Below are 19,199 nucleotides of genomic sequence, written 5' to 3'. Positions count from 1 at the left end.
CAAATAAACTCCGGGGTACGGGGCAGAGCCCCGTCCGACGCTTGCCACCATCCGTTCACGGGCCTATTGGACAGACCATGACCGACCAGACCCATGACCGCCTCCTGATCATTGATTTCGGCAGCCAGGTGACGCAGTTGATTGCGCGCCGCTTGCGCGAGCTGAACGTGTATTGCGAAATCCACCCCTACCAAAGCGTGAGCGCCGATTTCATCCGCGACATGGTCCCCCGCGCGGTGATTCTGTCCGGTGGCCCCGACAGCGTCACGCGTGACGGCTCTCCGCGCGCGCCGGATGCCTTGTTTGACATGGGACTGCCGGTTCTGGGCATCTGCTATGGCCAACAGGTGATGATGCAGCAGCTCGGTGGTCTGGTCGAAGGTGGCAAGATTTCGGGCGGCGGCGGCACTGCCGAGTTTGGCCGGGCCTTTGTCACGCCAACAACCCCCCTGCCCCTCCTCGACGGTTGGTTCGAGGCAGGCAACGAGCAGGTCTGGATGAGCCATGGCGACCACGTGTCGAAGCTGGCCCCCGGCTTTGAGGTCTATGGCACCTCGCCCAACGCGCCATACGCCATCACGGCTGACACCACGCGCAATTTCTATGCGGTACAGTTCCACCCGGAGGTCCACCACACGCCCAAGGGCGCCAAGCTCTACGAAAATTTTGTCCGGCTGGCCGGGTTCGCGGGCGACTGGACGATGGGCGCCTACCGCGAAAAGATGATCGAGGCGATCCGCGATCAGGTGGGCGACCGCAAGGTGATCTGTGCCCTGTCGGGGGGCGTCGACAGTTCGGTGGCCGCGATCCTTATTCACGAGGCGATTGGCGACAACCTCACCTGCGTCTTTGTCGACCACGGGTTGTTGCGCAAGAACGAGGCGGAAGAAGTCGTGGGCATGTTCCGCGACAACTATAACCTCAAACTGATCCATGCGGATGAAAGCGATCTGTTCCTGGGCGAGTTGGACGGCGTGTCCGACCCCGAGACCAAGCGCAAAATCATCGGCAAGCTCTTTATCGACGTCTTCCAGAAATACGCCGATCAGGTCGAAGGGGCCGAGTTCCTTGCCCAAGGCACGCTTTATCCGGATGTCATCGAATCCGTCAGCTTCTCCGGTGGCCCGTCCGTCACGATCAAGTCGCATCACAATGTGGGCGGTCTGCCGGAAAAGATGGGCCTCAAGCTGGTCGAGCCGCTGCGCGAGCTGTTCAAGGACGAGGTGCGTGCGCTCGGGCGCGAGCTGGGCCTGCCGCCCAGCTTTATCGGTCGCCACCCCTTCCCCGGTCCGGGCCTTGCCATCCGCTGCCCCGGAGAGATCACCCGCCCCAAGCTGGAAATCCTGCGCGAGGCGGATGCGGTCTACATCGACCAGATTCGCAAACACGGGCTTTATGACGACATCTGGCAGGCCTTTGTCGCGATCCTGCCTGTGCGCACAGTCGGTGTGATGGGCGATGGGCGGACCTATGACTATGCCTGCGCCCTACGCGCCGTGACATCCGTGGACGGCATGACGGCGGATTACTATCCGTTCACCCATGACTTCCTGGGCGAGACGGCCACGCGGATCATCAACGAGGTACCGGGCATCAACCGGGTGACCTATGACATCACCTCGAAACCGCCGGGCACTATCGAATGGGAGTGACCCTGACAGGAACGCTGCGGTGCAAGACGGCTGAAGAAGCCGATCGCGTGCGCGCGGCCTTGCCTGCGCATGTGGCACTGACGCGGGCGGAGCCGGGCTGCGTGTCTTTTGAAGTGACGCCGACGGATGATCCGATGATCTGGACCGTCGCCGAAGAGTTCACCGACCCCGCCGCATTCGACGCGCATCAGGCGCGGGCGGCGGCCTCGGACTGGGCGCGCGAGACGGCGGGCATCGAACGGGATTACGTCGTCAAAGGCATGCCATGAACCCGGTGCTCAAGGCCGCCCTGTGGATGAGCGGATCGATCGGATCGTTTTCGATCATGGCGGTGGCGGGCCGCGAGGTGGCGACACAGCTCGATACATTTGAGATCATGATGTACCGCAGCGTTGTCGGCGTGATTGTCGTCTGTGCGCTGCTCACGGTCACGGGGTCATGGGCCCAGGTACAGACCGCGCGCATCGGCACCCATCTGATGCGCAATCTGGCCCATTTCACCGGACAAAACCTGTGGTTCTACGCAGTCACCGTAATCCCGCTGGCGCAGGTCTTTGCACTGGAGTTCACCTCACCGATCTGGGTGATCGTGCTGAGCCCGTTGATCCTGGGCGAACGGCTGACGGCAGTGCGTGCATTTGCGGCCATCATGGGGTTCATCGGTATCCTGATCGTGGCGCGCCCCGACATGGCGGGGATCACGCCCGGCGTTATCACCGCTGCCAGCTCTGCGATCTTTTTCGCGCTGACCATGATGCTGACCAAGAAGCTGACCCGCAACGAGGGCATCGCATCCATCCTCTTTTGGCTGACGGCGATGCAGCTGGTCATGGGCCTGATCATGGCGGGCTATGACGGGGACATCGCGGTGCCGGACATGCAAGCCGCCCCTTGGGTGTTCCTGATCGGCTGTGCGGGCCTTTTGGCGCACTATTGCCTGACCAATGCGCTGGCCATCGCGCCTGCCACGGTGGTGGTGCCCATCGATTTCATCCGCCTGCCGACCATCGCGATTATCGGCATGCTGGTATACGGCGAAGTGATCGACATATGGGTTTTCGTCGGTGCCGCGGTGATTTTTGCGGGCAATTATATCAACATTTGGGTTGAAACACGGGCATCCAAACCGCTGTGACAGGAAAGTCACAAATTTATGACGCTCCGTCACTTGGGCATTTTGTTCCCTAGGGTCAATATTGACGCACCCCTCTTGCAATGGGCAACTTACCGCCCATCGCGCAATCACTCGAAACAGTCCTACGCGCGCTTTTGGGAGGAATAACATGAAAACCCGTCTTTTGACGGTTGCGGCGCTTTTGGCGTCCACCGCATCTGCACACGCCGTTGGACTTGACCGCTCGGGTCAGCGCATCGGCATCCTGTTCGAAGAAGGCAACCGCGTCGAGCTGAGCTTTGGCTATACGGACCCGACGCTGGAAGGCACGACGCAGACCAACCCTGCATTTGGCCCCCTTGGCGGTCAGAGCATCGACAACGTTGGCGACTCTTTCCTGATCTGGAACCTAGGCCTGAAATACGATTTCAGCGAGAAACTGTCCTTCGCGTTGATCACGGACGAACCATACGGGTCCGACGTGTTCTACCCAGGCAACCCGGCCGCAAGTCTGCTTGGTGGCACTGGCGCGACAGTTGACAGCTTCGCCGTTACCGCACTTGGACGCTATAAATTCAACGACAACTGGTCGGTGCATGGCGGCCTGCGCTACCAAGAAGTGTCTGCCGGTGTGACATTGGGTGGTGCTGCATTCGGTGCAACGAACGGATACTCGAGCTCTTTCGGCTCTGACGGTGACGTAGGCTACGTTATTGGTGCGGCCTATGAAATTCCGGCGATCGCGCTGCGCGTTGCGCTAACTTACAATTCGTCGACGACGCACCAACTCCCCACAAGTGAGTCCGGTCTGCCAGTTCCGTCTCTCAACACGACGAGCATCACCGAAGTTGATACACCTGAAACTCTGAACCTGGACTTTCAGACCGGTATCGCCGCCAACACGCTTGTGTTCGGTAACTTGCGGTATGCCCGTTACAGCGACACTGTGGTTGCTCCTACAGGATTTACCGGTTTGACCGGCAACCCCTTGACCGACCTCGAAGATGGCTATGATTTCGAAATCGGCATTGGCCGTCGTTTCAACGAAAAATGGTCCGGCTCTGTTGCAATTGGCTTCTCGACCGTGGGCGACGACAATTTCGTCTCACCTCTGGGCCCGAACAACGGCTCGCGCCACATTGCGGTGGGTGCGAAATATGACGTCAATGAGAGCTTCGCGATCTCGGGTGGTATCCGCTACACCAGCCTCGGCGACGCGGTTTCTTCGCCCGGCGGCAATCCGGTCGCCGACTTCACAGGCAACGACGCGATCTCGGTCGGTGTGAAGTTCGCCTACAAATTCTGATCTGCCCCAAGAGGCAAATCAAACAAAACCCCGTCTGTTTCAGGCGGGGTTTTTTCGTATGCGCAAGAAACGGGTGTCGGCGCGTGGACACGTCTGACACTAAGGCGGCATGACACAGCAAAAGACATTGACCGGCCGCGCTTGGGTCGAATTGATCCTGTTGGCCGTGATCTGGGGCGGGTCGTTCCTGTCGATCAGGGTCGCGCTGGATGAAATCTCACCGCTTACATCTGTGGCACACCGCACGGGTTGGGCCATGGTCGCGCTGTGGCTTGTCGTCTGGGCAATGCGTTTGCCGATACCACGTGATCCGCGGGTCTGGATTGGGTTTCTGGGCATGGGCCTGCTCAACAACGTGATCCCCTTTGGTTTGATGGCGTGGGGGCAGTTGCACATCGAAACCGGCCTCACCTCCATCCTGAACGCGGCGACGGCGATTTTCGGTGTGCTGGTGGCCGCCCTGTTTTTTGCCGACGAGCGGATCACCCTGCGCAAGGGTGTAGGCGTTGCTCTTGGGTTTGTTGGCGTGGCGACGGCCATTGGACTGGACAATTTCCGCAACTTTGACCTGCGCAGCCTCGCGCAGATTGCAATCATTGCCGGCACGTTGAGCTATGCGCTGGCGGGGGTGTGGGCGCGCAGCTTTCTGAGCGGCCTGTCACCGCAAGTTGCGGCGGCAGGCATGCTGACAGGCAGCACATTGATCACCGTTCCGGTGGCGTGGATTGTGGATGGCCCCATCTCGTTTGATCTCCAACCCGCCACACTCATCGCCATCGGCTACTATGCGATTGTCGCGACGGCGGGTGCTTACCTACTCTATTACCGGGTGCTGGCCATGGCCGGTTCGGGCAACCTGATGCTGGTGACACTGCTGATCGCGCCGGTTGCCATCACGCTGGGCGCATTGGTCCGCGATGAGGCGCTTTCGGCAAACGCCTTTGCCGGGTTTGCCATGCTGGCGCTGGGGTTGGTCATATTGGATGGCCGTCTGTGGGGCCACATCAGACGCCGTGCCGTTGACCCATCCCGTCCCCGCAGCTAGGACAGCCTGCAAACGGGGACGGGGACAACCGGAATGCTCTATCGCGATGCTGATCATTGGCGTGCGGCGCCACAAAAGCGGGTGCTGGTCTATGGAATGTCAGGTCTGGGCAAGACCCATATGTCGACAACCGTCAGGGCGTCGGGGACCTGGTTCCACTACTCGATAGATTACCGCATTGGCACGCGGTACATGGGTGAACTGATCGCGGACAACGCCAAAGCCGAGGCCATGAAGGTGCCGTTTCTGCGGGATCTGTTGTTGAGCGACAGCATCTATATCGGGTCCAACATCACCTTTCACAATCTGAGCCCGGTATCGACCTATCTGGGCAAGCCCGGTGATCCGGACCGCGGCGGATTGCCAATCGACGAATATCGGCGGCGTCAGGAACAGTTTCGCCAATCCGAACTGGCGGCATTGAACGACACGCTGCACTTCGCCGAACGCGCGCAAAGCCTTTACGGCTATCCGAATTTCATCTGCGACACCGGCGGCTCTATCTGCGAATGGGTGAACCCGGACGATCCGTCAGACCCTCTGATGACCACACTCAGCACTGCATGCCTGCCGATCTGGATCAGGGGTGACGATGCGCATACCGCCGCCCTGATTGCCCGCTTTGACGCGGCCCCCAAGCCCATGGCGTATCAGCCCGAGTTCCTCTTGACCTGCTGGCAGGCTTATCTGGCCGAAACCGGCCTGCCCGACAGCCGCGTGGACCCGGATGCCTTTGTGCGCTGGACCTATGCGCGCGCGCTGGCGCACCGCCAACCGCGCTACGAGGCCATGGCGCGCTGGGGTGTAACCGTCACTGCGGACGAGGTTGCCTCGCTCAAAGGTGAAGCGGATTTCATCGACCTTGTCGCCACAGCCCTTGAGCGCCGCGCGTCGCTGGCATAAGTCCAGCCTTCACATCATTATCGGACCAATCCCATGCCCATCAAACTGCCCAGCACCCTGCCCGCCTACTCCGTCCTCACGGACGAGGGCGTGATGGTGATGGACGAAGAGTTGGCGGCGCATCAGGATATCCGCCCGCTCAAGATCGGGTTGCTGAACCTGATGCCCAAGAAAATCCAGACGGAAACCCAGTTTGCCCGTCTGATCGGCGCGACCCCACTGCAGATCGAACTGACCCTGATCCGCATGTCCAACCACGAGACGCGCAACACCGCGGCCGAACACATGGAGAGCTTTTACCGCACCTTCCAGGACGTGAAGGACCAGAAATTCGACGGGCTGATCATCACTGGCGCCCCGATCGAACATCTGGAGTTCGAGGACGTCGACTATTGGGCGGAGCTGGAAGAGGTCATGGACTGGACCCAAACCAATGTGCATTCCACGTTTGGCGTGTGCTGGGGTGGGATGGCGATGTTGCACCACTTCCACAAGGTACCGAAACACCTGTTGGGATCGAAACTGTTCGGGACGTACCGGCACAGCAACCTCGCCCCGGCCTCGCCCTATCTGCGCGGGTTCTCGGATGACTGTGTTGTGCCCGTCAGCCGCTGGACTGAGGTGCGTGCCCCCGAGGTGGAAGCCGCAGGCCTGCCCATTCTGCTTGGGTCAAATGTCACCGGGCCATGCTTGATCGAAGATCCCGAGCATCGCGCGCTCTATATTCTGAACCATTTCGAATATGACAGCGACACGCTGAAACAGGAATATGACCGCGATCTGGCCTCGGTGCAGGTCGAAGGGGCCGAAATTGCCCTGCCCGTCGGGTATTTCCCGGAAAATGATCCCAGCCAGACCCCGGCGAACCGTTGGCGCAGCCACGCGCATCTTCTTTATGGAAACTGGCTGTCCGAGATTTATCTGACCACCCCGTATGACATGGAACGTATCGGACAGGACCGCACAGACCTGCGGGGGTGACATTATGAAAACCGGATTGTTTTTCTTGCTGGGTCTTGTGGTTCTGGCATTTGCGGTTGTGCAGTTGTTTGCGTTGAAACGCGAACGCGCGGCGACGCGGAATTTTCCGCCAACGGGTCAGATCATCGATGTTAACGGTGTGGATGTGCATGCGGTGCAGATGGGTGCGGGACCTGACCTTGTCCTGATCCATGGCGCATCGGGCAACACGCGTGATTTCACCTTTGCTTTTGCCGACAGCGTGGCGGATCGATACCGCGTGACGATACTGGATCGGCCCGGCCTTGGGTGGACCGAACAGATGTCAGACATCCACAAAGCGGCATGGAGCACAGCCCACGCCGATCCACGCGCGCAGGCAAGGCTGCTCAAGCAAGCGACGGATCAGCTGGGCGTGGTGCAACCGATTGTGCTGGGGCACTCGTTTGGGGGCGTTGTTGCGCTGGCCTGGGCGCTGGAGTTTGACGATCTGGCGGGCGTTGTGTCTGTGGCTGGTGTGGCAAACCCATGGCCGGGCGATCTGGGCTGGACATACACGGTGAATGGGTCGGCCTGGGGCGGGGCTTTGGTCGTGCCGGTGCTGTCTGCCTTTGTGCCGCAGTCTTACGTGGATGGCGCTGTGGCCAGCATTTTCGCCCCGCAGGTGGCGCCCGAGGGATATGTGGACCATGTGGGCCCTGCCTTGATCCTGCGGCGCGGGTCGATGCGCGCCAATGCGCGGCAGGTGAACTGGTTGCGGCCACATGTGGTCGAGATGTCCGCGCAATACGGGTCCATCAACGTGCCAGTCGAAGTTGTCCACGGCGACGCGGATACAATTGTGCCGCTGTCCGTGCATTCCGCGAAACTGCCGGGACAGATCGAAGGCGCGAATGTCACGGTGTTACAAGGTGTTGGCCACATGCCACAGCACACGCACCCCGAGGAGGTCATCGCCGCGATTGACCGGGTCGCGGCACGTGCGGGTTTGCGTTAAGCGCCGCCCTCCCCCATATTGCATGTTAAGAGCAGTAACTTGGACAATGCAGCATGAGCCTTCCTTTTGACGGCGCGATCACGGCGTTTTACGAAACACACGCCCCGGATGACATCCGCGACCAGATCCGCGGTGCCAAGAAGAATGACATTCTGACACCGACCTACCCGCATGATGCGCCGATGGACAAGAAATCCTATGAGCGCCAGATGGAGGCGTTGCAGATCGAGCTGGTCAAGATGCAGGACTGGGTGTCGACCACAGGCGCGCGGGTGGCCTGCGTGTTCGAGGGCCGCGATGCCGCAGGTAAGGGCGGCACGATCAAACGGTTCCGCGAAAACCTGAACCCGCGCGGTGCACGCGTCGTTGCCCTGTCCAAACCGACCGAGACCGAGGCGACAGAGTGGTATTTTCAAAGGTACGTCAGGCAGTTGCCCGCGGGTGGCGAAATCGCCTTCTTTGACCGCAGCTGGTACAACCGGGGCGTGGTGGAACATGTGTTCGGGTTCTGCGAACCTGCCCAGCGGCAACACTTTTTCGGGCAAGTGAACCCGTTTGAGCAGATGCTGGTCGATGACGGCATCCACGTATTCAAATTCTGGCTCAACGTAGGTCGTGCCGAGCAGTTGCGCCGTATCATGGCCCGCGAAAGTGATCCCTTGAAACAGTGGAAACTGAGTTGGATCGACGTAGAAGGGCTGAAGCGTTGGGATGCGTACACCGCTGCCATCCGCGAAACGCTGGACCTGACGCATACAGGCCACGCGCCCTGGACCATCGTACGATCCGACGACAAAAAGCGCGCCCGTCTGAATGCAATCCGCACGGTTTTGCACGGGTTGGACTACACGAACAAAGACGCGCAAGCCATTGGCGACATAGACACTTCTATCTGCGCAGGCCCGGATATCTGGGATGCCTAAACGCGGCTACCACCACGGTAACCTGCGCCAAGCCCTAATTGACGCAGCCCTCGTGTTGATCGAAGAAAAGGGTCCCACGGGGTTCACCTTGTCAGAGGCGGCCAAGCACGCCGGTGTGACCCCTGCGGCGGTGTATCGGCACTATGAAGGCCGCGAGGATCTGATCGCCGAATGCGCGCGCCAGGGGTATGGCATTTTCGCTGACCTGATGGAGCATGCGTACCAGTCGGGGCAGCCCTCGGCCTTGGCGGCGTTCGAGGCGACGGGCCGCGCCTACCTCGCATTTGCACGTCGGTTTCCGGGCCACTACATCGCCATGTTTGAAGGCGGCATATCAGTCAACCGCACGCCTGAACTGGCCGACGTTGCCGGGCGGGCCAATGCGGTGCTGGAAAAGGCCGCGGGCGACCTGAGCCAACACATTCCCGAAGACCGCCGCCCACCTGCGTCGATGTTTTCGGCGCATATCTGGGCCATGAGCCACGGAGTGGTCGAGCTTTTCGCGCGCAATTCGCCGGGCCGCGCCTCTCCCTTTCCACCTGAGGATCTATTGGAAACCGGGATCGGGATCTATTTGCGTGGTCTAGGACTGATCCAGCCGGACAACTGACGCAGGTTTGCCCTTAACCGGCGGTCATTTGGCGATCACCTTTGCACAGGCAAGTGACCCACGACTTCAACGACTAGAGCAACCCGCCCAGTGCATCTTTGGCCCGTACCGTGCTTTGGTCGATATCTTCGGACAACTGTTTGACCTCACGGGCGATCAGTTTGAAACCAGCGGCGGACTGCTGCGGTCGGGTGGCCAGAACCGCCGTGTTGATTGCAATCATGCGAATGGCAGCGGAAAACTGTTTGATGTCAGACAACGTGGTCTGCAGCGTTGTTTTGAGCGCAGCGTTCTGAGCGACTGCATCCGTTTTCTGCGCGTCCAGATCGGCCCACAGATCCCAAATGATTTCTGTGATCTTGTCGCGGACGATCGGCCAATTGGTATCAAACACCTCTCGCGCCGCGTCAAAATCCGGAACGTGCCCATCGGAGAGTTGCTTAGACAGTGCCAAAAACCGACTCTGCACGGCCTCCAGCGCGGTGCGGCGCGCGACATCATTCCTCACGATGTCTCGGATCCAAAGGACATGATCACGCATCTCACCGCTTGGCGGGGACGTCCCGAACAGAATGTCCATATTTGCGCAAAACTGCTGAAACAGAGACTGAAATTCCGAGCGGATACGCTCTTGTTGCGTCGGATCAGGCGTCGCGGCAAGGGCCATCAACCGCATGGACATCTGGATTGTCAAACCCCGCAAGGTCGCCGCCTCGTCGATCATGACGCGCAATTTGTGTTGCGCGGGGTCCGCATGGGCCGTCGCCGGTTCGTAGTAGGTCGGTGTGGTTTGGGTATCCAGAGCGCCGCCAGTCACAGGTGTGTTTTCCTTGATGCTGTGGCATTGCTACGCGGTTATTGCTTTCCCACCGATTAATATTCCCAAGCCATAGACAGGCCTCGCAAACAAAAAAGGCCGCTCCGGGGTGGAGCGGCCTTTTGATTGTTTGTGGGGTACAGCTTAACGCTTGGAGAACTGGAAGCTCTTGCGCGCTTTGGCCTTACCGTATTTCTTACGCTCAACCACACGGCTGTCGCGGGTCAGGAAACCAGCAGCTTTCAGCGCGGGACGCAGCGAAGGATCGTAGAGTTGCAGCGCCTTGGACACGCCGTGCTTGACCGCGCCGGCCTGACCGGAGAGTCCACCGCCCTTGACGGTTGCGACAACGTCGAACTGACCTTCGACACCTGCAACGGTGAAGGGTTGTGCGAGGATCATCTGCAACACGGGGCGGGCAAAGTATGTGTTCATCTCTTTGCCGTTCACGGTGACCTTGCCCGAACCGGGTTTGATCCAGACGCGGGCAACCGCATCTTTCCGCTTGCCTGTGGCGTAGGACCGGCCCAGCTCGTCGCGGACGGGCTCACGGTGCACCAGGTCAACCGCCTCGGGGGCTGCGTCGCCTGCAACTGCTTGCAGGTCTTCGAGTGTGTTGATTTCGTCGGACATACTCATGCGCTCCGCGTGTTTTTCGAGTTCATGGATGCGACATCCAGAACTTCGGGGCTTTGCGCCTCGTGGGGGTGTTCGGCGCCTGCATAGACGCGCAGGTTGGTCATGATCTGACGGCTCAGGCGGTTGCCGGGCAGCATACGCTTGACCGCGAGGGTCACGACGCGCTCGGGGTGCGCGCCCTCAAGGATCTGTTCCTTGGTCCGCGATTTGATCCCGCCGGGGTGGCCAGTGTGCCAGTAGTGATGTTCCTGGCGTTTGTTCCCGGTCAGCTGGATCTTTTCAGCGTTGATGATGATGACGTTGTCACCGCAATCCATGTGGGGTGTGAACGACGGCTTGTGCTTGCCACGCAGGCGCATGGCGACAATCGACGCAAGACGGCCCAGCACCACGCCTTCGGCGTCGATGATGATCCATTTCTTGTCGATGTCCGCAGGTGTTGCGGTATAGGTTTTCATAAGTCACTTCCAAGACGGGTGGAATTTCAGATTGCGCGGTTATACAGCAAGGCCATGTCAGGTCAACGGCATGAAAACGGATTTAAGTGAGCGAAATCAATTGATTGAAAATAAGGTATCATTTTACCCCATGAAAATAGCGGCCAAACCATGACGATGTTGATCCAATGGGCGGCCCCTGCTCTCTCGGCACTGCTGCTTTTATTGATCGCGACGGGCGCGGGTGTACCCGCGATGCGCAAGCTGATCACGGTGTACGAGGCCAAACACGAGCTCAAACACGGCTCGGCCGGGTGGCTGCGGTCCTTGCGTGGTTGGTCGATGGTGGCCTTTTGGCTGATGATCACGTGGTACGTGGCCTCAATCATCGGAGACTGGGGCATGAACGGTGATCTGGGCGGCGCCATTGACCGCGGATGGTTACGGCTGCGCATTCTGTTGGAGATCGCGATGGCCATCATGGAGAGCAACTGATGCAGGTGGCCGGAACCGCTCAGAGTGAACTGCAATGCGCGGCCTGTGCCGGGCAATGCCTGTATGAACCGGCACAGCAGGCGTTGGTGTGTTCAAGCTGCGGCACGCGCTATGGTCTGGAAACGGACGCTGATGCCGATGCAGCGGCGGAGTTTCCGTTCGACCCTGCCGCACCTGATGTCGACCCACCTGTCACGCAAGATGCACAGGTCCATCACTGCGAAACCTGCGGTGGCGACGTGGTGTTTGTTGGTGCTGCACTGAGCGAGCGTTGTGCCTATTGCGACGGGCCTGTGGTGATCACGGGCCATGACACCGGGTATGCGTCCACCGCTTTGATCCCCTTTCGTGTGCCACACAAGGATGCCCACGACGCGGCCGTGGACTGGGTCGCCCGCCGGTTTGCGGCGCCGGGTGATCTGAAATCCGTTGTCGCAAGCGCACGGGTGGCAGGGATATATGTGCCCTTCTGGACCTTCGACAGCGATGAGGCCGTGAATTACTGGGCCAAGTACAAGGTGCGCAGCGGCAAAAACACCATCACACGGGAAACACGGGGCGCGGTGCGCATCCGGTTCAATGACATGTTGGTGCCCGCCTCGGACCACGTCACGCCATTGATCCGCGACGGCATCCTGCACGAGTTTGAACCCCGCCGCCTGCGCCCTTATCGCCCCGGTTATCTGGCAGGGTTCGGCGCAGAGCGGCACCACCAGACGGTGGCCGAGGGGCTGGACGCAAATGCAAGCGACAAGGATTTGTTGATCCGCAACCAGATCAAGAGTGACGTGGGCAAATCGAGCGTCCACGGCGTCAGGTATCTGACGGACACAACCGGTATCCACTATCGCCGAATTCTGCTGCCTGTTTGGATCCTGCACTATACGTACCGGGGCGAAGCACTCAAAATTGTGGTCTGCGGCATGCAGCGGCGGGCCTATGGTGAGCGACCGTTTTCCGTTTGGAAGCTGATAGGCTATGCCGCCGCCCTGTCGGCCCTGACCATCGCCTTTGGATTGGCGTGGGGGGCGGGCGGGTTGCTTTAGACGCCGATCTGTTCGGGCGGATTGTCCAGCAGTACGCGCAGACGTTCGATTGCGGCCTCAAAAGACTGCAACGACACCCCCGCATTGACCGCCATGCGCACCGCGTGGGGTGTCCGCGCGTCACGGCAGGCGTATTCCTCGGCGGCACGGATGCGCACGCCCTGTTGTTCTGCCGCTTGCACAAAGGCACCTGCGCGCCAGCCTTCGGGCAGATGCAGCCACAAAAACGGTACATCCTCACGCCATACGATCTCGTACCCACCCAGAATGTTGACGGCGCGGCGCACATACGTGCCGATGCCCTTACGGGCGGCATCCATCAAGCGTGGCAATTCGGGATGCACCAACAGCTTGGCCGTCAGGTCCGTCAAAGGTGTCGCCAAGCCAAAGAACGAATATTCCGCGGTCCGGCGCAGAACACCGGCCCGCCCTTTGGGCGCGACAGCCATGCCCAGACGCAGTGCAGGCGTGATGGATTTCGAGATCGACGAAATGTACCAACTGCGTTCTGGTACAATCATGCGGTATCCGGGCGCTTGTGCCTGCCCCAATCTGTAACAATCGTCTTCGAGGATCTGCAAATCGTTGCGGCGCGCCACTTCGGCCAATTCATTCCGGCGCTCGAGCGGCGTAAATCCACATGTGGGGTTGTGCACTTCGGGGGATGTGCAAAAGACCTGTGCGTCATGGGCACGTGCGGCGGCGTCCAACGCCTCTGGAATGACACCATGCGCGTCCATTTCTACTGGGATCACATCTGCGCGCAACAACTCGGCGGCGCGACGAAAGCCGGGGTATGCCAGATCCTCGACCAGAATCGCGGGACGGCGCCCTTTGAGAAGCGCCTGAAAGATCAAGAGAATCGCGTTTTGCCCACCATTGGCCAAAACCACATCATCCGCACCAAATGATCCAATCGGCGCGCCGTCCAACCACGCGACCGCCGCCGCGCGGGCTGCAGCACCGCCCGTCCGCGTCGGGTAATGCATCATCCCCGACGGCGGGTCCTGCGCAACCTCGGCCAAAAGGCCACGGATCAGGGTCGCCTGCCCCACACTGGGCAGGTGCGGGGAAAACAGGTTTACATGCCAGGACTGCGCTTCTGACAGGTGTGTCGCGCTGTCTACTTCAAGCGGGACATCTGCGAATAACGGCGCCTTTTCATCAGGTTGTGCGACGAACGTTCCGCGCCCCACCTCTGCGGTCAGGGTGCCGTCATCGGTCAACAGCGTATAGGCACGCGCCACCGTTCCCGGTGTAATGCCAAGGTGCCAGGCCAGATCACGCACCGGCGGTAACTTGTCTCCCGGTGTCAGATCATGGTCCGCAATGCGCAGCCGGATCGCCTGCATCACCGCTTTGTATTTCGGGCCTTGCCCCTCGATGAGATCCGGCGACCAAATTGTATCCATTACAATATATCCATAGCATTTGCGCAGCACGCATTGTACCACTTATTTGTGCGCTATACGCCACATTGTGTCAATACAATTTAGGAGATACCCATGACACGGTCCCTGCAGTCTACACATCCCCACCTCGCCTACCTGACGGCGCAGACAAATATGCCTGCTGTCTCGGTGCTGGCGGTTCGTGTTGCAGTGACCGTCTCGAAATGGGCCACACGCCGGCGTACGCGCCTGGCGCTGCGTCAACTGACGGCTGAGCAGTTGCGCGATGTGGGACTGACACCCGTCGACGCCTCAATCGAGACCCGGCGCGTGTTCTGGCGGGCGTGACATCCCCGTGGCATCCGCCAGACCTCTTCCTCTGCGGTCGGGTTCAGGTCATCTCCTGGCTCGACCGTTTTTTCAGCTCGGCAGATCGACGCCCGCTGGTGGAATAGCATATGTCAGACTGGCCCGCGCAACGGGCTGCTCCACCCCTTCGGAATAGATCAGCACGTCTGACACCGACAACTGTTTGCCCAGTTTGAGCAACCGACCGTGCGCAATCAGGTCGACCCCAGCGGCAGGTTTTCGCATGAAATCTATGGCGCAATTCGTCGTCACGGCAAGCGCGCGCGGCCCGATATGTGCCAGTGTGACCATATAGGCGGTCACGTCCGCCAACCCGAACATTGCAGGCCCGGAGATCGTGCCGCCGGGCCTCAGGTGACGGTCCTGCACCAAGAGCCGAAGGGTGACGCCGGTGTCGCTCACCTCTTCGACGTGAAATTCGCCGGCCACTTCCAAAAAGACCTTTTGCAGAAATGCGTTCATTTCTGTCGCCGTCATGACAACGCCCATACTTCCCCTCGTGCATTTGGTGTCCTAGGGTTTGCCGGAAACGGGGTGGAGGGCAAGATGGCAATTCTGGAACGTGAGGTCGCAAACGGGGTTGCGCACCTAAGGCTGAATGCGCCCGAACGGCTGAACGCCCTGTCGGACGAGATGATTTCAGCGCTGCATTCCGCATTGGACGAAATAGCCGACGACAACAGCGTGCGCGCCGTGGTTCTGTCGGGCGCGGGCAAGGCATTTTGCGCGGGCCATGACCTCAAACAGATGACTGCCGGGCGGCAGGCCGAAGATGGCGGTGCGGCGTATTTCAAGGATTTGTTCGACCGCTGTGCCGCGATGATGGCGCGGGTACAGTCCCTGCCCCAGCCTGTGATCGCGCAGGTACACGGGATCGCAACAGCCGCCGGGTGTCAGTTGGTGGCCACATGCGACATGGCAGTTGCCGCGCAAGGCACACGGTTTGGCGTGAATGGGGTCAATATCGGCCTGTTCTGCTCCACCCCCATGGTCGCCCTCAGCCGCAACATCCCCCGCAAGCAAGCGTTTGAGATGTTAACCACAGGCACGTTCATCGAGGCGGACAAAGCCATAGAACTGGGCCTGATCAACCGCGCCGTCCCAATGGACGAACTGGCACAGGAGGCGCATGCGCTTGCCACGCAAGTGGCTGCAAAACTGGGTTCCGCCGTGCGCATCGGCAAGCAAGCGTTCTATGCGCAGCTGGAGATGCCCGTGGCGCAAGCCTATGAATTTACAGGTGACGTGATGGTCCACAACATGATGCGTGACGACACCGCCGAAGGTATCGCCGCCTTTATCGACAAGCGTGATCCAAACTGGCGTCAATAACCTTTCTCGCACCTTTGTTTCCAAAACGGGACCTGACTATTTCCAAAAGAAGTCTGGCAAATTGGGCGCAAATGAGGCATAAATGGGTCACGGTTAACAGCAACCGTGACTATTTTGGGTCGCCGTGGGCGGAAGGTCCCTCCAGGTCAGCCTCTCTCTGACCGACCATTCCCGCAGCGGCGACCCCAAAATCCTCCTCATTGTATCCACGGTGATCTACAGCATTGCGCTGTGTGTGCCCCTGCCCTACATCCGCGTCATGACACAGACATTGCATATTGTGGGCGGCGGCATGGCCGGGTCCGAAGCGGCGTGGCAAGCGGCACAACTGGGCGTTCAAGTGGTGATCCACGAAATGCGCCCCAGCGTTGGCACCTTTGCGCACCAGACAGGGTTGTTGGGCGAAATGGTCTGCTCGAACTCGTTTCGGTCTGATGACAGCGAACAGAACGCCGTGGGCCTGTTGCATTGGGAAATGCGCGCCGCGGACGGGTTGATCATGCGCACGGCCGATGCGCACCGTTTGCCTGCGGGCGGCGCGCTGGCTGTGGATCGTGAACCATTTGCTCAATCGGTCACCGACGCGCTGATGGCGCATCCGAATATCACAGTGGAATACGGCGAAGTGACAGCCCTGCCCGATGACGGCAACTGGATCTTTGCAACCGGTCCTTTGACGTCCTCGGCCCTTGGGGCCGCCATCGCGGCAGAGACTGGCGCCGATGCGCTGGCATTTTTCGACGCCATTGCGCCCATCGTGTATTTTGACAGCATCGACATGTCCAAGGCGTGGATGCAGTCGCGCTATGACAAGGGTGAAACCGAAGAAGAGCGGACCGCCTATTTGAATTGTCCCATGGACCGGGATCAGTACGAGGCCTTCATCGACGCGCTGTTGGCCGCTGACAAGACCGAGTTTCACGAAGGCGAGACGGCGTCCTATTTTGATGGGTGCCTGCCGATTGAGGTGATGGCCGAACGCGGTCGCGAGACATTGCGGTTTGGCCCGATGAAACCCGTCGGCCTGACCAACCCCCATGCGCCTGACATCAAACCCTATGCGGTTGTTCAGTTGCGCCGGGACAACAAATTGGGGACGCTCTATAATATCGTCGGCTTTCAAACCAAGATGAAGTACGGTGCGCAGACCGATGTTTTCAAACAAATTCCAGGGCTGGAAGAGGCGAGTTTTGCGCGACTGGGCGGCATTCACCGAAACACGTTTTTGAACGCACCGACGCTGCTGACGGCGGATATGCGTTTGAAATCACGCCCCCACATCCGTTTTGCAGGCCAGATCACCGGCGTCGAAGGTTACGTTGAATCCGCCGCTATGGGGCTGCTTGCTGGCCGTATGGCAGCGGCGGACATCATGGGTGGGACGTTGGACGCACCGCCACCCACCACCGCGATGGGCGCGCTGATCACCCACATCACCGGCGGCGCAGAGGCAAAGACGTTCCAACCCATGAACGTGAATTTTGGCCTGTTCCCACCGGTCGAAGGTCTGAAGGGTGGACGCCGCGGGCGCAAGGATCGGTACAAGGCATATACGGATCGCGCCAAGGCAGATTGGCAAACCTGGCTCGCGCCGCAGGCCGTTGCAGCCTGAAACGCTGGACGGGACAGCATCTGCCCCGTTAATCTGCTGCCATGACTGGTTTTCTGGACAAAGCCTACAAGGCCCGAGATACGGCATCTACACGTGCGCTTTATGATGATTGGGCAACGAGTTACGAGGCCGAGCTGGCCGAAAACGGTTACGCGACGCCCGTGCGGTGCGCCGAAGCCCTCAAGGCACACGTCACAGACATGGCATCACCTGTTCTCGATTTTGGATGCGGCACGGGCCTGTCAGGGCTTGCTCTGAAACATGCTGGGTTCACCACGATTGACGGCGTGGACTTGTCTTCGGAGATGCTGGAACAAGCGCGCACCAAGGGGGCATATCGCCAACTCGATACTGTGGATGCGGATGGTGCAGTACCGCGCGGCGCTTACGCCACAATGTCCGCCATCGGTGTCATTGGCGCGGGGGCCGCACCGATTTCCGTTTTGCACAGCTTGATGCGGGCCCTACAGTCGGGAGGCAAATTGGTGTTCTCACTGAATGATCATGCGTTGGAAGACCCCGCGAACGAAGGGGCAATTGCCGAATGGACCGACTGCGGTGCTGCGCGGCTCGTGTTCAAAGAGCATGGCCCGCACTTGCCCGGAATCGACTTGAGCTCCACTGTCTACGTGATTGAAAAAGCGTGATCTTTACGACCCGCTTTGCACCGTCTCCAACGGGTCCGCTGCATTTGGGCCATGCCTATTCCGCCATCCTTGCACATGATATGGCGCGCGCGCGCGGCGGGCGTTTTCTGTTGCGTATTGAGGATATCGATACCACGCGAGCGCGACTGCAGTGGGAACATGCGATCTACGATGATCTCTCGTGGCTCGGGCTCACCTGGGACGCCCCGCCGATCCGTCAGTCGGACCGTATCGAAGCCTATCGCGATGCGTTGCACGATTTGTGGGCGAACCGTCATGTCCTCTTTGACTGCACCTGCTCTCGCAAGGATATCCTTGGCGCCTTGGGTGCGCCGCAAGAAGGCGCGGAGCTGCCCTTTGGTCCTGATGGATTGATCTATCCCGGAACGTGCCGTGATGACCGCGAGATGCACGAGGCTTTTCCAGACAAGACGACCTTGCGCCTGGATATGAGCAAAGCGGTTCAGATGGCGGATGGCGGGCCGTTCACCTTTCAGGAAACAGGTACTCCCACCGATCAATGGGCGACCGAGTGTTCTGTGACAGGCCATGCGTTGATCCGCGACGTGGGCGATATCGTCTTGTCACGCAAGGATTTTGTCGGTTCCTACCACCTGTCTGTGGTGCTGGACGACGCGTATCAGGGGATCACCCATGTGGTGCGCGGCGCGGACCTGTTTGACAGCACAAAAATTCACGTATTGTTGCAACGGCTGCTTGGCTTGCCGACACCTGTTTACCACCACCATCGACTGATCCGCGACGATGCCGGGAAACGGCTGGCCAAACGCGACGATGCACGCGCTATATCCAAATACCGGGCGGATGGATGCAGCCCCGCAGATATCCGCGCCATGGTGGGCTTGCCAGTCGCATCCGACACTGCGACCAGCGGGTGAGGCGC

At 59.8% G+C, this 19,199-nt stretch carries 22 protein-coding genes; 17 read left to right on the top strand and 5 right to left on the bottom strand.

What is annotated here, in order from left to right:
* Nucleotides 1–77: 77 nt before the first annotated feature.
* From guaA to Q0936_RS06125, 10 genes are all read left to right on the top strand, one after another.
* Complete coding sequence (guaA, locus tag Q0936_RS06170; protein ID WP_299298646.1) at nt 78–1,652, top strand: glutamine-hydrolyzing GMP synthase; 1,575 nt, start codon at nt 78–80, stop codon at nt 1,650–1,652.
* Nucleotides 1,643–1,921 carry an antibiotic biosynthesis monooxygenase gene (locus Q0936_RS06165; protein WP_299298648.1) on the top strand — a complete coding sequence of 93 codons (279 nt, stop codon included), beginning with the start codon at nt 1,643–1,645 and terminating at the stop codon, nt 1,919–1,921. The genes guaA and Q0936_RS06165 overlap by 10 nt, the downstream gene beginning before the upstream one ends.
* Nucleotides 1,918–2,787: a DMT family transporter gene (locus Q0936_RS06160; RefSeq protein WP_299298650.1), complete on the top strand. Its 870-nt coding sequence runs from the start codon at nt 1,918–1,920 to the stop codon at nt 2,785–2,787. Before Q0936_RS06165 ends, Q0936_RS06160 begins: the two co-directional genes overlap by 4 nt.
* Before the next feature lie 148 nt (nt 2,788–2,935).
* The gene (locus tag Q0936_RS06155) at nt 2,936–4,072 is read left to right on the top strand and encodes an outer membrane protein transport protein (RefSeq protein ID WP_299298652.1); all 1,137 of its coding nucleotides are present in this window, start codon (nt 2,936–2,938) and stop codon (nt 4,070–4,072) included.
* Nucleotides 4,073–4,181: 109 nt separating this feature from the next.
* Nucleotides 4,182–5,117: a DMT family transporter gene (locus Q0936_RS06150; RefSeq protein ID WP_299298654.1), complete on the top strand. Its 936-nt coding sequence runs from the start codon at nt 4,182–4,184 to the stop codon at nt 5,115–5,117.
* A gap of 33 nt (nt 5,118–5,150) precedes the next feature.
* The gene (locus Q0936_RS06145; RefSeq protein WP_299298656.1) at nt 5,151–6,020 is read left to right on the top strand and encodes an ATPase; all 870 of its coding nucleotides are present in this window, start codon (nt 5,151–5,153) and stop codon (nt 6,018–6,020) included.
* Between the two features lie 33 nt (nt 6,021–6,053).
* Nucleotides 6,054–7,001, top strand: a complete 948-nt coding sequence (gene metA, locus Q0936_RS06140; RefSeq protein ID WP_299298658.1) for a homoserine O-succinyltransferase — start codon at nt 6,054–6,056, stop codon at nt 6,999–7,001.
* Between the two features lie 4 nt (nt 7,002–7,005).
* Nucleotides 7,006–7,977 (top strand): alpha/beta hydrolase, encoded by a 972-nt coding sequence (locus Q0936_RS06135; protein ID WP_299298660.1) that lies wholly within the window; start codon nt 7,006–7,008, stop codon nt 7,975–7,977.
* A gap of 53 nt (nt 7,978–8,030) precedes the next feature.
* A complete protein-coding gene (ppk2, locus tag Q0936_RS06130; protein ID WP_299298662.1) occupies nt 8,031–8,900 on the top strand; it encodes a polyphosphate kinase 2 in 870 nt (289 codons plus the stop codon).
* Nucleotides 8,893–9,510 carry a TetR/AcrR family transcriptional regulator gene (locus Q0936_RS06125; protein ID WP_299140916.1) on the top strand — a complete coding sequence of 206 codons (618 nt, stop codon included), beginning with the start codon at nt 8,893–8,895 and terminating at the stop codon, nt 9,508–9,510. The genes ppk2 and Q0936_RS06125 overlap by 8 nt, the downstream gene beginning before the upstream one ends.
* Nucleotides 9,511–9,583: 73 nt before the next feature.
* Here Q0936_RS06125 and Q0936_RS06120 read toward each other — a convergent pair whose 3' ends face one another.
* The 3 genes from Q0936_RS06120 to rplM form a co-directional block, all read right to left on the bottom strand.
* Complete coding sequence (locus Q0936_RS06120) at nt 9,584–10,327, bottom strand: hypothetical protein (RefSeq protein ID WP_299298664.1); 744 nt, start codon at nt 10,325–10,327, stop codon at nt 9,584–9,586.
* A 144-nt stretch (nt 10,328–10,471) separates the two neighbouring features.
* Nucleotides 10,472–10,960 (bottom strand): 30S ribosomal protein S9, encoded by a 489-nt coding sequence (gene rpsI, locus Q0936_RS06115; RefSeq protein ID WP_299298714.1) that lies wholly within the window; start codon nt 10,958–10,960, stop codon nt 10,472–10,474.
* 2 nt (nt 10,961–10,962) lie between these two features.
* On the bottom strand, nt 10,963–11,424 hold the full coding sequence (gene rplM / locus Q0936_RS06110; RefSeq protein WP_299140909.1) for a 50S ribosomal protein L13: 462 nt from the start codon (nt 11,422–11,424) through the stop codon (nt 10,963–10,965).
* Nucleotides 11,425–11,574: 150 nt separating this feature from the next.
* On the opposite strand from rplM, the gene Q0936_RS06105 reads away from it, so the two are divergent.
* Nucleotides 11,575–11,898, top strand: a complete 324-nt coding sequence (locus Q0936_RS06105; protein WP_299298666.1) for a hypothetical protein — start codon at nt 11,575–11,577, stop codon at nt 11,896–11,898.
* On the top strand, nt 11,898–12,944 hold the full coding sequence (locus tag Q0936_RS06100; RefSeq protein WP_299298668.1) for a hypothetical protein: 1,047 nt from the start codon (nt 11,898–11,900) through the stop codon (nt 12,942–12,944). The genes Q0936_RS06105 and Q0936_RS06100 overlap by 1 nt, the downstream gene beginning before the upstream one ends.
* On the opposite strand, the gene Q0936_RS06095 is transcribed toward Q0936_RS06100, so the two are convergent.
* A complete protein-coding gene (locus Q0936_RS06095) occupies nt 12,941–14,356 on the bottom strand; it encodes a PLP-dependent aminotransferase family protein (RefSeq protein WP_299164889.1) in 1,416 nt (471 codons plus the stop codon). The genes Q0936_RS06100 and Q0936_RS06095 overlap by 4 nt on opposite strands.
* Nucleotides 14,357–14,449: 93 nt before the next feature.
* Between Q0936_RS06095 and Q0936_RS06090 the strand changes: the two genes are divergently transcribed.
* Nucleotides 14,450–14,683, top strand: coding sequence for a DUF1127 domain-containing protein (locus tag Q0936_RS06090; RefSeq protein ID WP_299298670.1), 234 nt, complete (start codon nt 14,450–14,452; stop codon nt 14,681–14,683).
* Nucleotides 14,684–14,755: 72 nt separating this feature from the next.
* Here the strand turns inward: Q0936_RS06090 and Q0936_RS06085 are convergent, their stop codons facing one another.
* Entirely contained in the window at nt 14,756–15,193 is a 438-nt protein-coding gene (locus Q0936_RS06085; RefSeq protein WP_299298672.1) for a PaaI family thioesterase, read from the bottom strand.
* A 57-nt stretch (nt 15,194–15,250) separates the two neighbouring features.
* Between Q0936_RS06085 and Q0936_RS06080 the strand changes: the two genes are divergently transcribed.
* From Q0936_RS06080 to gluQRS, 4 genes are all read left to right on the top strand, one after another.
* The gene (locus Q0936_RS06080; RefSeq protein ID WP_299298674.1) at nt 15,251–16,036 is read left to right on the top strand and encodes an enoyl-CoA hydratase; all 786 of its coding nucleotides are present in this window, start codon (nt 15,251–15,253) and stop codon (nt 16,034–16,036) included.
* 259 nt (nt 16,037–16,295) lie between these two features.
* Entirely contained in the window at nt 16,296–17,648 is a 1,353-nt protein-coding gene (trmFO, locus tag Q0936_RS06075; RefSeq protein ID WP_299298676.1) for a methylenetetrahydrofolate--tRNA-(uracil(54)-C(5))-methyltransferase (FADH(2)-oxidizing) TrmFO, read from the top strand.
* A 41-nt stretch (nt 17,649–17,689) separates the two neighbouring features.
* A complete protein-coding gene (locus Q0936_RS06070; RefSeq protein WP_299298678.1) occupies nt 17,690–18,295 on the top strand; it encodes a methyltransferase domain-containing protein in 606 nt (201 codons plus the stop codon).
* Nucleotides 18,292–19,194: a tRNA glutamyl-Q(34) synthetase GluQRS gene (gene gluQRS, locus Q0936_RS06065; protein WP_299298680.1), complete on the top strand. Its 903-nt coding sequence runs from the start codon at nt 18,292–18,294 to the stop codon at nt 19,192–19,194. The genes Q0936_RS06070 and gluQRS overlap by 4 nt, the downstream gene beginning before the upstream one ends.
* Nucleotides 19,195–19,199: the final 5 nt, after the last annotated feature.

Source organism: uncultured Tateyamaria sp. (genome assembly GCF_947488715.1).
Lineage (GTDB): Bacteria > Pseudomonadota > Alphaproteobacteria > Rhodobacterales > Rhodobacteraceae > Tateyamaria.
The sequence above is the reverse complement of the archived record's forward strand: the minus strand, read 5'-3'. Positions and strand labels throughout refer to the sequence as shown.

What these genes read in the sequence shown, in the direction of transcription:
- Q0936_RS06160 (WP_299298650.1), top strand. Translation starts at nt 1,918, where the DNA reads ATGAACCCGGTGCTCAAGGCCGCCCTGTGGATGAGCGGATCGATCGGA.
- Q0936_RS06125 (WP_299140916.1), top strand. Translation starts at nt 8,893, where the DNA reads ATGCCTAAACGCGGCTACCACCACGGTAACCTGCGCCAAGCCCTAATT.
- Q0936_RS06070 (WP_299298678.1), top strand. Translation starts at nt 17,690, where the DNA reads ATGACTGGTTTTCTGGACAAAGCCTACAAGGCCCGAGATACGGCATCT.
- Q0936_RS06085 (WP_299298672.1), bottom strand. Translation starts at nt 15,193, where the DNA reads ATGGGCGTTGTCATGACGGCGACAGAAATGAACGCATTTCTGCAAAAG.
- metA (WP_299298658.1), top strand. Translation starts at nt 6,054, where the DNA reads ATGCCCATCAAACTGCCCAGCACCCTGCCCGCCTACTCCGTCCTCACG.
- rpsI (WP_299298714.1), bottom strand. Translation starts at nt 10,960, where the DNA reads ATGTCCGACGAAATCAACACACTCGAAGACCTGCAAGCAGTTGCAGGC.
- Q0936_RS06095 (WP_299164889.1), bottom strand. Translation starts at nt 14,356, where the DNA reads ATGGATACAATTTGGTCGCCGGATCTCATCGAGGGGCAAGGCCCGAAA.
- guaA (WP_299298646.1), top strand. Translation starts at nt 78, where the DNA reads ATGACCGACCAGACCCATGACCGCCTCCTGATCATTGATTTCGGCAGC.
- Q0936_RS06105 (WP_299298666.1), top strand. Translation starts at nt 11,575, where the DNA reads ATGACGATGTTGATCCAATGGGCGGCCCCTGCTCTCTCGGCACTGCTG.
- trmFO (WP_299298676.1), top strand. Translation starts at nt 16,296, where the DNA reads ATGACACAGACATTGCATATTGTGGGCGGCGGCATGGCCGGGTCCGAA.
- Q0936_RS06150 (WP_299298654.1), top strand. Translation starts at nt 4,182, where the DNA reads ATGACACAGCAAAAGACATTGACCGGCCGCGCTTGGGTCGAATTGATC.
- Q0936_RS06145 (WP_299298656.1), top strand. Translation starts at nt 5,151, where the DNA reads ATGCTCTATCGCGATGCTGATCATTGGCGTGCGGCGCCACAAAAGCGG.
- Q0936_RS06135 (WP_299298660.1), top strand. Translation starts at nt 7,006, where the DNA reads ATGAAAACCGGATTGTTTTTCTTGCTGGGTCTTGTGGTTCTGGCATTT.
- rplM (WP_299140909.1), bottom strand. Translation starts at nt 11,424, where the DNA reads ATGAAAACCTATACCGCAACACCTGCGGACATCGACAAGAAATGGATC.
- Q0936_RS06090 (WP_299298670.1), top strand. Translation starts at nt 14,450, where the DNA reads ATGACACGGTCCCTGCAGTCTACACATCCCCACCTCGCCTACCTGACG.
- Q0936_RS06100 (WP_299298668.1), top strand. Translation starts at nt 11,898, where the DNA reads ATGCAGGTGGCCGGAACCGCTCAGAGTGAACTGCAATGCGCGGCCTGT.
- ppk2 (WP_299298662.1), top strand. Translation starts at nt 8,031, where the DNA reads ATGAGCCTTCCTTTTGACGGCGCGATCACGGCGTTTTACGAAACACAC.
- Q0936_RS06165 (WP_299298648.1), top strand. Translation starts at nt 1,643, where the DNA reads ATGGGAGTGACCCTGACAGGAACGCTGCGGTGCAAGACGGCTGAAGAA.
- Q0936_RS06080 (WP_299298674.1), top strand. Translation starts at nt 15,251, where the DNA reads ATGGCAATTCTGGAACGTGAGGTCGCAAACGGGGTTGCGCACCTAAGG.
- Q0936_RS06155 (WP_299298652.1), top strand. Translation starts at nt 2,936, where the DNA reads ATGAAAACCCGTCTTTTGACGGTTGCGGCGCTTTTGGCGTCCACCGCA.